Annotated in this window: 15 protein-coding genes; 8 read left to right on the top strand and 7 right to left on the bottom strand. The window is 69.4% G+C overall.

What is annotated here, in order from left to right; genetic code table 11:
- The 4 genes from IG196_RS21400 to IG196_RS21415 all read right to left on the bottom strand — a co-directional run bounded on the left by IG196_RS21400 (position 1) and on the right by IG196_RS21415 (position 4087).
- Positions 1–708: an SDR family oxidoreductase gene (locus IG196_RS21400; protein ID WP_192192913.1), complete on the bottom strand. Its 708-nt coding sequence runs from the start codon at positions 706–708 to the stop codon at positions 1–3.
- Between the two features lie 35 nt (positions 709–743).
- On the bottom strand, positions 744–2165 hold the full coding sequence (locus tag IG196_RS21405) for an MATE family efflux transporter (RefSeq protein WP_192192914.1): 1422 nt from the start codon (positions 2163–2165) through the stop codon (positions 744–746).
- Between the two features lie 15 nt (positions 2166–2180).
- Complete coding sequence (locus IG196_RS21410; protein WP_192192915.1) at positions 2181–3500, bottom strand: MFS transporter; 1320 nt, start codon at positions 3498–3500, stop codon at positions 2181–2183.
- A gap of 131 nt (positions 3501–3631) precedes the next feature.
- A complete protein-coding gene (locus tag IG196_RS21415; protein ID WP_192192916.1) occupies positions 3632–4087 on the bottom strand; it encodes a MarR family winged helix-turn-helix transcriptional regulator in 456 nt (151 codons plus the stop codon).
- Positions 4088–4162: 75 nt separating this feature from the next.
- Between IG196_RS21415 and IG196_RS21420 the strand changes: the two genes are divergently transcribed.
- From IG196_RS21420 to IG196_RS21455, 8 genes are all read left to right on the top strand, one after another.
- Positions 4163–4729, top strand: coding sequence for a PaaI family thioesterase (locus IG196_RS21420; RefSeq protein ID WP_192192917.1), 567 nt, complete (start codon positions 4163–4165; stop codon positions 4727–4729).
- Positions 4730–4870: 141 nt separating this feature from the next.
- Complete coding sequence (locus tag IG196_RS21425) at positions 4871–5932, top strand: Fe(3+) ABC transporter substrate-binding protein (protein WP_192192918.1); 1062 nt, start codon at positions 4871–4873, stop codon at positions 5930–5932.
- Positions 5933–5967: 35 nt separating this feature from the next.
- Positions 5968–7653, top strand: coding sequence for an ABC transporter permease (locus IG196_RS21430; RefSeq protein ID WP_192192919.1), 1686 nt, complete (start codon positions 5968–5970; stop codon positions 7651–7653).
- Complete coding sequence (locus tag IG196_RS21435; protein WP_192192920.1) at positions 7650–8342, top strand: ABC transporter ATP-binding protein; 693 nt, start codon at positions 7650–7652, stop codon at positions 8340–8342. Before IG196_RS21430 ends, IG196_RS21435 begins: the two co-directional genes overlap by 4 nt.
- A 14-nt stretch (positions 8343–8356) precedes the next feature.
- Positions 8357–9610, top strand: coding sequence for a hypothetical protein (locus tag IG196_RS21440; protein WP_192192921.1), 1254 nt, complete (start codon positions 8357–8359; stop codon positions 9608–9610).
- 103 nt (positions 9611–9713) lie between these two features.
- Positions 9714–10394 (top strand): glutathione S-transferase family protein, encoded by a 681-nt coding sequence (locus tag IG196_RS21445; RefSeq protein WP_192192922.1) that lies wholly within the window; start codon positions 9714–9716, stop codon positions 10392–10394.
- A gap of 57 nt (positions 10395–10451) precedes the next feature.
- A complete protein-coding gene (gene gloA, locus IG196_RS21450) occupies positions 10452–10865 on the top strand; it encodes a lactoylglutathione lyase (RefSeq protein ID WP_192192923.1) in 414 nt (137 codons plus the stop codon).
- A 25-nt stretch (positions 10866–10890) separates the two neighbouring features.
- A complete protein-coding gene (locus tag IG196_RS21455; protein WP_192192924.1) occupies positions 10891–11454 on the top strand; it encodes a DUF1697 domain-containing protein in 564 nt (187 codons plus the stop codon).
- Positions 11455–11458: 4 nt separating this feature from the next.
- Here the strand turns inward: IG196_RS21455 and IG196_RS21460 are convergent, their stop codons facing one another.
- From IG196_RS21460 to edd, 3 genes are read right to left on the bottom strand one after another with little or no spacing between them, the layout of a single operon-like run.
- Positions 11459–12187 (bottom strand): haloacid dehalogenase type II, encoded by a 729-nt coding sequence (locus IG196_RS21460; protein WP_192192925.1) that lies wholly within the window; start codon positions 12185–12187, stop codon positions 11459–11461.
- Positions 12188–12189: 2 nt separating this feature from the next.
- Positions 12190–12825 carry a bifunctional 4-hydroxy-2-oxoglutarate aldolase/2-dehydro-3-deoxy-phosphogluconate aldolase gene (eda, locus tag IG196_RS21465; protein WP_192192926.1) on the bottom strand — a complete coding sequence of 212 codons (636 nt, stop codon included), beginning with the start codon at positions 12823–12825 and terminating at the stop codon, positions 12190–12192.
- 55 nt (positions 12826–12880) lie between these two features.
- Complete coding sequence (gene edd, locus IG196_RS21470; RefSeq protein ID WP_192192927.1) at positions 12881–14707, bottom strand: phosphogluconate dehydratase; 1827 nt, start codon at positions 14705–14707, stop codon at positions 12881–12883.
- Positions 14708–14720 lie beyond the last annotated feature (13 nt).

The raw sequence follows: 14720 nt of genomic DNA on the forward strand, positions 1-14720 counted from the left end.
TCAGGCCGGCGCGCTTGCATAAGCGGGCCGGTCGGTCGACAGGCTCTGCTTGAGCTGGCGCGTGACCTCGTCGGCCAGCACCTCGGGCAGCCCCGCTTCCACGCCCGCCAGCGCCTGGCGCGCCGCGTCGTCGGGGGAGGTCTTGGGGCCGGGCATGCGTGCCGCCATGTCAGTGTCCATGAGCGCCACATGCAGGCTCGTGACCTGCGTTCCCTGCCCCGCCAGCTCGTTGCGCAAGCCGTTGCTCAGCGACCAGGCCGCCGACTTGGTGGCGCTGTAGGTCGCCACGCCGGGGAACGTGGTCCAGGCCAGGGCCGACAGCACGTTGAGGACCGCACCACCACCATTCGACGCGAGCACGGGCGCAAACGCCTGCGTGAGCGCCCAGGGGCCGAAGAAGTTGGTCTCAAACTCGGCGCGCGCCGCGGCCACCGCATCGGGCGAGCCGAGGAAGCTCGATCCGCGCGAGATGCCCGCGTTGTTGACCAGCAGCGTCACGTCGCCGCAGGCGCGCACGGCGGCCTCGATCTGCGCGGGCTGCGTCACGTCGAGTGCCACGGGCACGACGCCCGCGAGCGTGATGCTCTTGGGGTCGCGCGCGGCCCCGTAGACCTTGCGCGCACCGGCCGCGAGCGCCGCCTTGGCGAACGCCAGGCCGAGCCCCCGGTTGGCACCGGTGATGAAGACGACGGAATCCTTGATCTGCATGACGAGCCTTTCGTTGAAAAGAAATCGATGGGCGCTCAGGCCTGTGCCACGCGGCGCAGCAAACCCTGCGTCGTGCGCGGCCAGCCGACGCGGCCGAACCACGCGCCGCCCGCGATGGCCGAGGCGATGACGATGCCGTACACCACCAGCGCCACGCCCTGCGCCGCGAACACGCCGGTGAGCCCGCCGCCCCAGCGCAGCGCCAGCCATCCGCCGGTGCCCGCCACGGCGAGCCGCGCGATGTTGCCGATCACTGGCCACAGCAGCCGGCCCGCGCCCTGCGAGGCGAAGTACAGCACCAGCCCGACGCCGAAGAAACCGTAGAGCGGCCCCACCACGCGCAGATAGTGTGCGCCGGTCTCGAGCATCACGGGGTCATGGCCGAACAGCATCAGCCACGGACGAGGGAACAGCGCGGCCGCCAGCCCGATGACCTCGGCCATGGCGAAGGCCAGCGCCGCACCGGTCCAGGTGGCGCGCAGCGCACGCTCGCGCAGCCCCGCGCCCATGCAGGTGCCGACCATCGCGACCAGCGGCGCGCCGAGGCCGAACACCAGCGGCACCAGCAGGTACTCGAGCCGCGACGCCGTGCCGTAGCCCGCCAATGCGCCCGAGCCGAAATGGCCGGTGAGCGCGGTGGCGATGCCGATCGACAGGTTGGTCGCCACGGTCGACACCGTGCCGATCAGGCCGATGCGCAGGATGTCGCGGAACAGCGGCCAGCGCATCTGGAACGCCGCCAGCGTGGGCCGCAGCAGGCTGCGCGGCGAGCGCAGGTAGGCGATGAGCGCGAGCGAGCCCAGCAGGTAGTACAGCAAGAGCGCCAGCGCCCCGCCCGCGATGCCCATGCCGCCCCACGGCCCGATGCCGAAGATCAGCAGCGGCGACGCCGGTATGAGGAACACCACGCCCACCACCGTCACGTTGGCCGGCACCGCCATGTTGCCGGTACCGCGAATGATCGCGGACAGCGAGTTGAAGAGCCACACCAGCACCGCGCCCGCGAACACCCAGTTCGAGTACGTGAGCGCGGCTTCCAGCGCGGCGCCCGAGCCGCCCATCACGCCATAGAGCCAGCGCCCGCCGAGCAGCAGCGCGAGCGTGAAGCACAGGCCGAAGCCGAGCGCGATGACCACCGCGTGCCACACCAGCGCATCGGCGTCACCGCGGCGGCGCGCGCCCAGCGCACGCGCGATCGACGAGGCGATGCCGCCGCCCATCGCGCCGCTGGAGGTCATCTGCATCAGCATGACGATGGGGAACACCAGCGCCATGCCGGCCAGCGCGTCGGTGCCGAGCTTGCCGACGAAGTAGGTCTCGATGAGCCCGACGGAGGCTTGCGCCAGCATCACGAGCACATTGGGCGCGGCGAGCCGCAGCAGTGTGGGGATGATGGGCGCCTCGAGCAGGCGGCGCGTGCGCGGGTCGAGGTCGGCGTTGTTTTGCGGGGTGGTCATGCGGGTCTCCGGCGTTCAGGCGCGCGCGGCGGCGTTGGTGGTGCTGGCGGCAGCCGGTGCAGCGACGGTCTTGGCGGGGCGGCGGATCGCCATCACGATCACCGCCGCGAGCAGGCAGGCCGCGCCCGCCGTGTACAGCGCGGGCGTGTAGGTCAGCAGCAGCGTGCGCGCAAAGCCCGCGCCGTAGGCCGCGGTGGCCGCGCCCAGCTGGTGGGCCGCAAAGATCCAGCCGAACACCAGCCCGACCTTCGCGGGGCCGAAGGCCGCACCCGCGAGCTTGACGGTCGGCGGCACGGTGGCGATCCAGTCCAGGCCGTAGAACATCGCGAACAGACCCAGGCCGTAGATCGTGAACTCCGAATGCGGCAGCCAGAACAGCGACAGCCCACGCAGGCCGTAGTACCAGAAGAGCAGCTTGCGGTTGTCGTAGCGGTCGGAGAGCCAGCCCGACAGGATGGTGCCGACGAAGTCGAAGGCGCCCATCATCGCGAGCACCGAGGCGGCGGGCACGGCGCTCATGCCGTAGTCGCCGCACAGCGAGATGAAGTGCGTCTGCACCAGGCCGTTGGTGCTCAGGCCGCAGATGAAGAAGGTGCCGGCCAAAATCAGGAAGGTGCGGTTGGTCGCCACCTCGCGCAGCACGCGGAACGGCGTGGCGAAGTTCATCGTGAAGGCGGGTGCGGGCGGCGGCTGCGTGCCGGGCGCTTCACCGTAGGGCAGCAGGCCGATGTCCGACGGCCGGTTGCGCACCAGACACAGCGCGAGCAGCGCGATCACCACGCTGCCGATCACGATCGGCACGATGGCCGAGCGCCAGCCCCAGTGCTCGATCATCCAGGCCGCCAGCGGCAAAAAGGCCAGCTGGCCCGTGGCCGCACTGGCCGTGAGCATGCCCACGACCAGGCCACGCCGCGCGACGAACCAGCGGTTGGCCACCACGGCACCGAGCACCAGCGCCGTCATGCCGGTGCCCAGGCCGAGCATCAGGCTCCAGAGCACGAACAGCTGCCACAGCTGCGAGGCCGTGGTGACCAGCGCCATGCCCAGTCCGACCAGCGTGAGGCCGGCGCACATCACCGCGCGCAGGCCGTAGCGCTCCATCAGCACCGCGGCGAACGGGCCCATGAGACCGAACAGCGCAAAGCGCAGCGCGAGCGCGGACGAGATCTGCTCGGTGCTCCAGCCGAACTCGTCGCCGAGCGGCTTCATCATCGCGCCGGGCAAGCCGAGCGCGGCCGACATGGTGAGCATGGTCAGGAAGGTGACGGCCGCGACGATCCAGCCGTAGTGGATGCCGCGGCGTTGCAGCCATGCGGAGACGTGGGTGGCGAACATGGAACCTCTGCTGTTGGAATTGAATGGAGGAGAAAAAAAGCGGCAACGCAAGCAACGCACTCGCGCGCTCAGCCTCTGTGCGCGGTGAGAAAAATGTCGTGGGTCTCGGATCGCTCGAGGTGGAAAGACGCTCAGTCTTCGATGGCGGGCTCGTCGTCGGCCCCCAGCAGGTCCATCGCCTCGTCGATCAGTTGGTGCAGCGCGAGCACACGCTCCACGCCCAGCAACGCATTGATCTGCAGCTGCGCCGCCTTCCAGTGCTGCTGCGCTTCGCGGCGCTTGGCCTCGCCCGTTTCGGTGAGCTGCACCAGCAGGCTGCGCGCGTCGGCGCCCGCACCCTGCGCGATGAAGCCCGCAGCAATCAGCGGCTGCAGGTTGCGGCTCAGGGTCGAAGCGGTCATCTTGAGTTCGCCCGCCAGGTCGACCGGGCGCGAGGGACCGAGCCGCGCCAGGTGCGACAGCAGCGAGTACTGCGTGGTCTTCAGGCCGCTGTGCGATACCTCGGCGTCGTAGTGCTGCGACAGGCGGCGCGAAAGCTGTCGCACCTTGAAGCTGGTGCAGCCGCGGGGTTGGGTCGGTGTGTCCATGGGGTATTATTGTATGTGCAACTATTGCATATGCAATCAACCTCTCTCACCAAAGCCCCCAGCAGGAACACAGGCATGACGCAGCAAGCTTCCACCGACACCCCCATCAACCTGCTCGACGCATGGATCGCCGAAGAACGGCAGATCGTCGAGCGCCTCGACAACGGCCCCGGCCCCGGGCTCGCGCGCCCCGAGCAGGTCGCGGGCAAGACCGGCCTGGAGGTCATGCACGCGATGCTCAACGGCGAAATTCCGTACGCCGCCATCGCCAAGACGCTGGACTTCACGATCGTCTCGGTCAGCCGGGGCATCGCCATCTTCCAGGGCACGCCGCTGCCGCAGCACCTGAACCCGCTGGGCACCATCCACGGCGGCTGGGTCGCCACCATGCTCGACTCCGCCCTGGGCTGCTCGGTCCACACCATGATGCCGCCCGGTCGCGCCTACACCACCGCCGAGCTCAGCGTGAACTACGTCAAGGGCCTCACGCCGAAGGTGCAGCGCGTGCGCGCCGAAGGCAAGGTGATCCATTGCGGCAAGCAGCTCGCCACCGCCGAAGCGCGCCTGGTCGGGGCGGACGGCACGCTGTATGCGCATGCGACGACGACGTGCCTGGTGTTCGAGGTGCCGGCGGGGCGCTGAGCCGTTTCAAGTAGGCCCTCAACCCGTAAGCCAAAGGAAAACCCGCTCCTCCCCGTCAGTGATAATTGTTCGCATCAGCGACACGCTCCGTCGTCGCCGATGTCTTTCCTAGAACACCTCACCGCACCTGGAGGATCCTTCATGACCGACCGTTCCGGCTCCCAGGGCCGCGTGGCACACGCCCTCCTCGGCGTTTCCGCCGCCTGGCTCGCCCTTGCCGCCCTGCCCGCACACGCCGCCACCGACGAGCTCACGCTCTACACGACGCGCGAGCCGGCGCTGATCCAGCCGCTCATCTCGGCGTTCAGCGCGCAGAGCAAGATCAAGGTCAACACGGTGTTCGTGAAGGACGGCCTGCTGGAACGCGTGAAGGCCGAAGGCGCGCGCTCGCCGGCCGACGTGCTGATGACGGTGGACATCGGCAACCTGATGGACCTGGTCGATGGCGGCGTGACGCAGCCGGTGAAATCGGCCGCGCTCGAATCGGCCGTGCCCGCCAACCTGCGCGGCGCCGACGGCCAGTGGTTTGCGCTCTCGCTGCGCGCCCGCGTGCTGTACGCCGACAAGAACCAGCCGCTGACCAGCTTCCGCTACGAAGACCTGGCCAACCCGAAATACAAGGGCAAGGTCTGCATCCGCGCCGGCCAGCATCCCTACAACACGGCGCTGGTGGCCGCGATGATCGCGCACGACGGCGAGGCCAAGACCGAGCAGTGGCTGCGCGGCGTCAAGGGCAACCTGGCGCGCAAGGCCACCGGCGGCGACCGCGACGTGGCGCGCGACATCCTCGGCGGCATCTGCGACATCGGCGTGGCCAACTCGTACTACGTCGGCCAGATGAAGAGCGCCAAGGAAGGCACCGACGCGCGCAAGTGGGGCGACGCCATCAAGGTGATCCGCCCGACCTTCGCCAACGCCAAGAGCGGCGGCACGCATGTGAACATCAGCGGCGCCTCGGTGGCCAAGAACGCGCCGCAACGCGCCAACGCGGTCAAGCTGCTCGAGTTCCTGGTGTCGGAACCGGCCCAGGCGCTCTACGCCGACACCAACTACGAGTACCCGGTGCGCAAGGGCGTGGCCCTCGACCCGATCATCGGCCAGACCATCGGCGCGCTGAAGGTCGATCCGCTGCCGCTGACCGAGATTGCCAAGCACCGCAAGCAGGCCAGCGCGCTGGTGGACAAGGTCGGTTTCGACCAGTGACCTTGCATGGCCGGGCACGCCGTGCCGGCAACTGAATGCTGATGTCGCGGCGCCAGCCGCCGGGCCTGCGCGCCGCGGGCCCGGCGTGGCGCTGCGCGTCGTTCCTCATTGCGCTCGGCGTGCTCGCGCCGGTGCTCACGCTGGCCTGGCTCGCGTTCGGCTCGGGCGTCGGCCACTGGGGGCCGCTGTTCGCACACGTGCTGCCGCAGGCGGCGCTCAACACGGCGCTGCTGCTCGCGGGCGTCGGCACCCTCGTTCTCGTGATCGGCACCGGCTGCGCCTGGCTGGTCACGGCACATGATTTCCCCGGCCGCGGCGTGCTCAACTGGGCACTGCTGCTGCCGCTGGCGATGCCGACCTACATCGTCGCTTTTGCCTACCTCGACCTGTTGCATCCCATCGGCCCCGTGCAGGGCGCGATCCGCTGGATGCTGGGCTTCGACAGCCCGCGCCAGTTCCGCCTGCCCGACCTGCGCTCGATGCCGGGCGCGATCTTCGTGCTGGGCTTCGTGCTCTACCCGTACGTCTACATGACGGCGCGCGCGATGTTCATGACCCAGCCGGCGCACCTGATGGAAGCGGCGCGCACGCTGGGCGAGAACCGGCGCGGCGCCTTCTTTCGCGTGGCGCTGCCGCTCGCGCGGCCGGCGCTGGCCGTCGGCCTGAGCCTGGCGCTGCTCGAGACGCTCAACGACATCGGCGCCTCCGAATTCCTCGGCGTGAACACGCTCACGGTGGCGGTCTACACCACCTGGATCACGCGCTCCGACCTGGCCGGCGCCGCGCAGATTGCCTGCGCGATGCTGTTCGTGGTGGTGGCACTGGTCTGGCTCGAACGCAACGGACGGCAGCACCAGCGCTTCGGTTCGGCGCAGCGCATGCGCGCGGTGCAACCCCGGCGCCTGCACGGTGGCGCGGCGTGGGCGGCGACCGCGACGGCGGCGCTGCCGGTGCTGATCGGTTTCGTGGCCCCTGCGCTGTACCTGGTCTGGGAAAGCGCCAAGCGGCTGCACCAGGGCGGCGGCATTTCGCAAGGCCTCGTGGCCAGCCTCGGCAACACGCTGGCGCTTGCAGCCGGCGTGACGGTGGTGGCCGTGGCGGCGGGGCTGGTCGTGGCCTGGGCCTCGCGCAGCCAGGGCACGAGCCCCAACCGCGCACGCTGGCAGGCGCGCGCGGCCACGCTGGGCTACGCGGTGCCGGGCACCGTGCTCGCCATCGGCCTGCTGACGCCGGCCTTGGCCTTCGACGCGGCGCTGGCCGGCGCGATGGGCTGGCAGGGCCTGCCGCTGATGGGCGCGGGCATCGTGCTGGTCGTGGCCTGCGCGATCCGTTTTCTTGCGATGCCCGTGGGCGGCATCGAGGCCGGGCTGGCGCGCATTCCGCCCGCCATCGAGCAGGCCTCGCGCCTGCTCGGCGAAACCACCGGCGGCACGCTGCGCCGCGTGCACCTTCCCCTGCTGCAGCCCGCCATCGCGGCAGGCGCGCTGCTGGTCTTCGTCGACGCCATGAAGGAGCTGCCGGCCACGCTGCTGCTGCGCCCGGCCAACTTCGACACCCTCGCCACCTGGCTCTACGCCGAGGCCGCGCGCGGCACCTACGAGGAAGGCGCGATCGCCGCGCTGGCCATCGTGGTCGCCGGCCTGCTGCCGGTGGTGCTGCTGGCGCGCAACCAGCTCGGCACGACACCGGCGGCGACACCTCCCGACACGGACCCTGCATGAGTTCCCCGCTTCATCTCGACTCGCTCCAACTCGCCTACGACACGCCGCGCGGCCCGCACACCGTGGTCGACGGCTTCTCGCTGGACCTGTCCGCGGGCGAGATCGCCTGCCTCTTCGGCCCCTCGGGCTGCGGCAAGACCACGGTGCTGCGCGCCATCGCCGGCTTCGAGCCCGTGCGCGCCGGCACCATCCGCCTCGGCGACACGTTGCTGTCGTCGCCCCAGAAGCACCTGCCGCCCGAACAGCGGCGCGTGGGCATGATGTTCCAGGAGTACGCGCTGTTCCCGCACCTGTCGGCCGCGAAGAACGTGGCCTTCGGCCTGCGCCGCCTGGGCCGCCTGGGCCGCGCGGCGCAGCAGACACGCGTGGCAGAGATGCTCGCGCTGGTCGGCCTGGCCGAGGCTGGCGAGCGCTACCCGCACGAGCTGTCGGGCGGCCAGCAGCAGCGCATCGCGCTGGCACGCGCGCTGGCACCCTCGCCCGCCGTGCTGCTGCTGGACGAGCCGTTTTCCAACCTCGACGGCGGCACGCGCGAACGCCTGACCGCCGAGGTGCGCGGCATCCTGAAGAAGGCCGGCCAGACCGCCATCCTCGTCACGCACAACGAGGCCGAGGCGCATGCGATGGCCGACCGCATCGGGGTGATGCACAACGGGCGGATCACGCACTGGCTGGAGACGGCCTCGTAACGGAAGGCCCCACGATGCGCAACGCGACCCGACTCTTCCTCGCGTGGGCAACGTTGCTCGGGTCGGCGATGCCGGCCCTGGCAGAAGTCCGCACGGTCTACCAGGGCACGCTCGGCACCAGCGAGGTCGTGCTCGAAGTGAATGCCTCCGGCGGCGGGCGGTATTTCTATCGCCGCCACGGTGTCGACATTCCGCTCTCCGGGCCGGTCTCGAAGCTCGTGGAGGCACTCCCTATCCAGGGTGATGCGATGTACCGCGCGGCACGGGACGGCAACCCGCCGCTGTTCGAAGATGCGCAGACCCGGCAGCCGGGCCCGACGTGGCGCGGCCAGATGGTCAACGGCGCCTTTGCCGGAAGCTGGAGCGACGGCGCCGGCAAGAAGAACGTCGCGTTCGAGCTTCGGCAAGTTCGTCAGTACGACCCGGACAAGAGTCCCGGCGCCACCGAGCCGGTGACGCGCGCCATCCCGCCAGGCAACGCCACCGGCGCGGCTTCGGACGAACCGGTTTCCATCGAGACGGCACCCTACGACTACCTGAAGCTGCAGACCCCGCTCAAACAAGGCGCGGAGCACGTCAGCGGAGCGGTGGCATGGCGCATGGTCGTTGATCCGCGCACGCGCTTTTCCTATCCGCGACTCACCCGGCACCCGGATGCACGCGTGGTTGAGAAAGTCAACGCCATCCTCGCGCGCAGGCACGGGCAGCTCAGCCTCGCCGCGCTCGAATGCAAGGCCACCCTCTACACCGAGACGCACCCGGCGGCCGGCTCGCTGGGAGACTACGACGCGGAATCGGTGCGCGTCACCTTTCTCAGCCCGACGCTGATGAGCGTCGTCGAATCGGGCAGCACCGGCTGCGGCGGCGCCCATCCCCACAACCACTACGCGCCCTACACGCTCGACATGGTCCGCGGCGAGTACCTCGACTTCCATCGCCTGTTCCGCGCGTTCACCCAGACACCGGACGGGTTCGCGCCGAGCAAGACGCTCATGGCGCTGATCGGAAAGAAGCTGAAGGCAGAGGGGCGCGGGCCCGAATCCGCAGCCGCCGCAGACCCGCAGTCCACGGGTTGCGACGAGGTGTGGCCCGAGTACCTGGCGTTGCATTTCGAGCGCACCCGCGGGCGCGATGCGTTGGCCGTCGCGGTCAGCGGCGTGCCGCATGCGCTCGGCGCCTGTCTCGGCACCACGGTGGCGCTGCCGTTCGCCGACCTCAAGCCCCTTCTCAAGCCTGCGGCCGGCGCGTACCTCTTTCCCAAGCCGTAGCAACCGGGCGGCGCCCGAATGGGCTTTTCCAGAAAAGGTTGTTCAGGATCGCAAGAATCGCGGCGATCCAGATCACCCACTTCTTCGAGAACGGAACGCCCCCATGCCCCAGGTCCTCACCCTCGTCAGCCACCTGCTGTGCCCGTACGTGCAACGCGCCGCGATCGCGCTGCACGAGAAAAACGTGCCCTTCGAGCGCGTCGTCATCGATCTCGCGAACAAGCCCCAATGGTTTCTCGACATCTCGCCGCTCGGCAAGGTGCCGCTGCTGAAGGTGCAGCAGCCCGGCGGCACCGAGGCCGTGCTGTTCGAGAGCAACGTGATCTGCGAATACCTTGAAGAGACGCAACCCGGCGCCCGCCTGCACCCCGAAGACCCGCTCGCACGTGCGCAGCATCGCGCATGGATGGAATTCGGCTCGGCCATCCTCGCCGACCTGTGGGGCTACGAGACCACGCAGGACGCCGCCGTGTTCGCGCAGAAGCGCGAGGCGCTGGCCGCCAAGTTCGCGCGCGTCGAAGCTGCGCTGGGGCAAGGCCCGTACTTCGCGGGCGAGACCTTCAGCCTCGTCGATGCGGTGTTCGCGCCGGTGTTCCGCTACTTCGAGGTGTTCGACGCGATCAGCGATTCGCACCTGTTCGACGCGCTGCCCAAGGTGAACGCCTGGCGCCATGCGCTGTCGGCACGTCCGAGCGTGCGCGCGGCGGTGGTGCCCGAGTACCCGCAGCACCTGATGGATTTCTTGAAGAAGCACCAGGCACACCTGCTGACGCTGGCGGCTTGATCGCCAGGATCAGAGGGCGACAATAGCCCTTCCCCCCATAACGACACGACCCACGAGATGCGACTTCTCCACACCATGCTGCGCGTTGGCAATCTCCAGCGCTCCATCGATTTCTACACGCAGGTGCTCGGCATGACGCTGCTGCGCACGTCGGAAAACCCCGAGTACAAGTACAGCCTGGCCTTCGTCGGCTACGGCAACGGCAACCCTGATCAGGCCGAGATCGAACTCACCTACAACTGGGGCACCGAGAGCTACGAACTCGGCACCGCCTACGGCCACATCGCGCTCGGCGTGCCCGATGCGTACGCGGCCTGCGACAAGATCAAGTCTTCGGGCGGCAATGTGACGCGCGAGGCCGGTCCGGTCAAGGGCGGCACGACGGTGATCGCCTTCGTGACGGACCCCGACGGCTACAAGATTGAATTGATCCAGCGCAACGAGAACGCGTCGGGCGGCGGCCTGCGCTGAGTCGTTTCGGGCAGCACGCAACGCCATGGCAAGCCCGAAGAAGAAGCAGGCACCGCTGACGCGCTACGTCGCCCTGCTGCGCGGCGTGAACGTCAACGGCATCACGATCAAGAGCGCCGACCTGAAGGCGCTGTTCGTCGACGAACTCGGCTTCGGCGCGGTGCGCACCGTGCTTGCCAGCGGCAACGTGCTGTTCGACTCCGACGCGCCCGATGCCGCTGCGCTGCGCACACGCATCGAGAAAGCGCTGCGCCAGTGCTTCGGCTATGAGGCGTGGATCGTGTTGCGCACGCAGCAGCAGGTGGCCGACATGGCGGCAGGCTACCCCTTCGAACGCATCGACGACACGCACCATCCGTACATCGTGTTCGGCTCCGATGCCGCGATGCTCGACGAGATCATCGAGAAGGCCGGCACGGTCGATGCCGAGGTCGAACAGCTGGTGCGCGGCGATGGCGTTCTGTACTGGCAATGCCCGCGCGGCGAAAGCCTGGAGACGCCGGTGGCGAAGCTGCTGGCGAAGACCCGCTACAAGTCGAGCACCACCACGCGCAATCTGCGCACGGTGGAAAAGCTCATCACAGACTGATCGATCAGCAGCCCAGCCGATCAGCCAGCGCGACGATGTCGCGCACATGCAGGCTGTTGTCCGGCTGCGGCGACACGTCCTTCGGCTGGGCGCGGCCGAACTCGTGGGGCCGCTCGATGTACGCCGTCTTCAGGCCGCACACGCGCGCGGCCGCCAGGTCGTCGTGGTGTGCCGCGGCCAGCATGACCTGCCCGGGCGTCGCATCGAACACGCCCGCCACGCCAAGGTAGGTGCGCGGGTCGGGCTTGTAGGCCTTGAACACCTCGGCCGACAGCACGCAGTCCCAGGGCAGGCCGGCGCGCTTGGCCATTTCGGTGAGCAGGCCGATGTTGCCGTTGGAGAGCGTGCAGATTGTGAACTTCTTCTTGAGCCGCGTGAGGCCCTCGACCGCATCAGGCCAGGCCGGCAGGCGGTGCCAGGCGCGGCTCAGGTCGCGCTTGGCGGCAGTGTCGAGTTGGTCGGCCAGGCTGAAGTCGTGCAGCACCTGTTCGAGCATGCTCAGGTGCAGTTCGTCGAGCAGCGTGAAGCCGCCCTCGCCGGCCGCGATGCGTTCCATCACGGCCTTCATGGCGGGCTGGTAGCCGGCGCGCCAGGCGAGCGCAAAGGCCGCACCGTCCACGCCGGGCAGCACGCGTTCGACCTCGGCCGCGATGCCGCTGTGCCAGTCGACCACCGTGCCGAACACGTCGAACGCGATGACCTTGAGGTCGCTCGCGTCGAAATCGGCGCTCATGATCAGCGCGGCAGCTGGCTCGCGGCGCGTGCCAGTTGCTCGATGCGGGCCCAGTCGCCGTCGCGGATGGCGTCGGTCGGCACGATCCACGAACCACCCACGCAGGCCACGTTCGACAGCGCGAGGAACTCGGCCGCGTTGCCCGCATGGATGCCGCCCGTGGGGCAGAAGGTGACGTCGCCGAACGGGCCTTGCCAGGCCTTGAGCATCGGCAGGCCGCCGGCCTGCAGCGCGGGGAAGAACTTCAGCTGGGTGTAGCCGTCTTCCTGCGCCGTCATGATTTCGCTGCCGGTGGCCACGCCGGGCAACAGCGGCAGGCCGAGGTCGTGGCAGGCCTTGCCGACCGAGCGCGTGTAGCCCGGGCTCACGCCGAACTTGGCACCGGCCAGCGCCGAGGCCTGCGCGTCGGCCGCGCTGCGGATGGTGCCGGCGCCGGCCACGGCTTCAGGCACTTCCTTGGCGATGGCCTCGATGCATTGCAGCGCCTGCGGCGTGCGCAGCGTGACTTCGAGCATGCGGATGCCGCCGGCCACCAGCGCGCGCGCCAGCGGCACGGCGTGCTTCACGTCGGTCAGCACGATGACCGGGATGACCGGCGCGTCGCGCATCACGTCGAGGGGGGTGAGTCTGTCTGTCATGTCATAGCTCCAGTACGTCGTTGCGTTGCGCATCGCTGGCGGGCGATGCTGGTGTTCACAGCCAAGAGCAGGCGCCCTCTTCGGCGGCCAGTGCATTGCGGCGCATGCCGGTGAACAGTTCGCGGCCGAGGCCGCGTCCGTCGGCGAAGCGCTGCGCTTCGGGTTGCACGGCGGATTCGCGTGCGGCCCATTCATCGTCGGGCAGCAACACGGCAAGCGTACCCGCTACGGCGTCGAGGCGGATCAGGTCGCCGTCGCGCACCTTGGCGAGCGGGCCGCCGGCCGCGGCTTCGGGCGACACGTGGATGGCGGCCGGGATCTTGCCCGAGGCGCCGCTCATGCGACCGTCGGTGACCAGCGCCACGCGAAAGCCCTTTCCCTGCAGCACCGACAGCGGCGGCGTGAGCTTGTGCAGCTCGGGCATGCCGTTGGCCTGCGGGCCCTGCCAGCGCACCACGCAGACCACGTCGCGCTCCAGCTCGCCGGCCGTGAAGGCCTTGTGCAGCGCGGCCTGCGAGTCGAACACGCGCGCCGGTGCTTCGATGACATGGCGGTCGTCGGGCACCGACGACACCTTGATCACGCTGCGTCCCAGGTTGCCGCCGAGCAGCTTGAGGCCGCCGGTGGCGCTGAAGGGGCTCGATACCGGGCGCGTGACGGCTTCTTTCTGCAGTGGCGCGGCCGGCGTCCACTGCAGCGTGTTCTCGCCGACCAGCGACGGGATGTTCGCGAATTCGCGGATGCCGCCGGCACGCACCGTGAGCACGTCGGCGTGCATCAGGCCGGCCTCGACCAGCTCGCCGATCACGAAGCCCGGACCACCGCAGGCCTGGAACTCGTTCACGTCGGCGCTGCCGTTGGGGTACACGCGCGTCAGCAGCGGCACCACGTCGGACAGCTGGGAGAAGTCGTCCCAGTCGATGAGGATGCCCGCGGCGCGCGCCACGGCCACCCAGTGGATCAGGTGGTTGGTGGAGCCGCCCGTGGCCAGCAGCGCGACCATGGCGTTGACGATGCAGCGCTCGTCGACCATCTCGCCGATCGGCGGGCAGTTGAAGGCGGTGTCGCTGGCCTTGCCGAGCACCGAGCGCACCGCCTCGCGCGTGAGCGTTTCACGCATGGCGTCGCCGGGCTGGATGAAGGCCGTGCCGGGCACATGCAGGCCCATGGCCTCGAGCAGCATCTGGTTGCTGTTGGCGGTGCCGTAGAAGGTGCAGGTGCCGACCGTGTGGTAGGCCGCCATTTCGGCCTCGAGCAGGCCCTGGCGGCCCACGAGGCCCTGCGCCGCCTGCTCGCGCACCTTCGACTTGGCGGTGTTGGACAGGCCCGAGGGCATCGGCCCGGCGGGCACGAACACGGTGGGCAGGTGGCCGAAGTGCAGCGCGCCGATGAGCAGGCCCGGCACGATCTTGTCGCACACGCCGAGCATCAACGCGCCGTCGAACATGTCGTGCGTGAGCGCCACGGCGGTGCTCATGGCGATGAGGTCGCGGCTGAACAGGCTCAGCTCCATGCCGGGCGTGCCCTGCGTGACGCCGTCGCACATGGCGGGCACGCCGCCGGCCACCTGCGCGGTCGCGCCGTGGCGGCGGGCCTCGTGCTTGATGATGTCCGGGTAGCCCTGGTACGGCGCGTGGGCCGAGAGCATGTCGTTGTAGGCGGTGACGATGCCGATGTTGGGCGCGCGCTCGGCCACCACCTTGAACTTGTCGTTGGCCGGAATGCCGGCCACGGCGTGCGCCACGTTGGCACAGCCCATGCGGTCGGCGCCGCGGTCACGGTGCCTGTAGGCGTCGATCTGCTCGAGGTACGCGGTGCGGGTGGGGGCACTGCGTTCGCGGATGCGTCGGGTGACGGCTTGGACGGTGTCGTGGAGTGGCATGCTTGCTGGGGCT

This window comes from Variovorax sp. 38R, assembly GCF_014843395.1.
GTDB classification, from domain to species: Bacteria; Pseudomonadota; Gammaproteobacteria; order Burkholderiales; family Burkholderiaceae_C; genus Variovorax; species Variovorax paradoxus_H.

Coding starts and splice junctions, on each gene's coding strand:
- IG196_RS21400 (WP_192192913.1), bottom strand. CDS start 708: ATGCAGATCAAGGATTCCGTCGTCTTCATCACCGGTGCCAACCGGGGG.
- IG196_RS21405 (WP_192192914.1), bottom strand. CDS start 2,165: ATGACCACCCCGCAAAACAACGCCGACCTCGACCCGCGCACGCGCCGC.
- IG196_RS21410 (WP_192192915.1), bottom strand. CDS start 3,500: ATGTTCGCCACCCACGTCTCCGCATGGCTGCAACGCCGCGGCATCCAC.
- IG196_RS21415 (WP_192192916.1), bottom strand. CDS start 4,087: ATGGACACACCGACCCAACCCCGCGGCTGCACCAGCTTCAAGGTGCGA.
- IG196_RS21420 (WP_192192917.1), top strand. CDS start 4,163: ATGACGCAGCAAGCTTCCACCGACACCCCCATCAACCTGCTCGACGCA.
- IG196_RS21425 (WP_192192918.1), top strand. CDS start 4,871: ATGACCGACCGTTCCGGCTCCCAGGGCCGCGTGGCACACGCCCTCCTC.
- IG196_RS21430 (WP_192192919.1), top strand. CDS start 5,968: ATGCTGATGTCGCGGCGCCAGCCGCCGGGCCTGCGCGCCGCGGGCCCG.
- IG196_RS21435 (WP_192192920.1), top strand. CDS start 7,650: ATGAGTTCCCCGCTTCATCTCGACTCGCTCCAACTCGCCTACGACACG.
- IG196_RS21440 (WP_192192921.1), top strand. CDS start 8,357: ATGCGCAACGCGACCCGACTCTTCCTCGCGTGGGCAACGTTGCTCGGG.
- IG196_RS21445 (WP_192192922.1), top strand. CDS start 9,714: ATGCCCCAGGTCCTCACCCTCGTCAGCCACCTGCTGTGCCCGTACGTG.
- gloA (WP_192192923.1), top strand. CDS start 10,452: ATGCGACTTCTCCACACCATGCTGCGCGTTGGCAATCTCCAGCGCTCC.
- IG196_RS21455 (WP_192192924.1), top strand. CDS start 10,891: ATGGCAAGCCCGAAGAAGAAGCAGGCACCGCTGACGCGCTACGTCGCC.
- IG196_RS21460 (WP_192192925.1), bottom strand. CDS start 12,187: ATGAGCGCCGATTTCGACGCGAGCGACCTCAAGGTCATCGCGTTCGAC.
- eda (WP_192192926.1), bottom strand. CDS start 12,825: ATGACAGACAGACTCACCCCCCTCGACGTGATGCGCGACGCGCCGGTC.
- edd (WP_192192927.1), bottom strand. CDS start 14,707: ATGCCACTCCACGACACCGTCCAAGCCGTCACCCGACGCATCCGCGAA.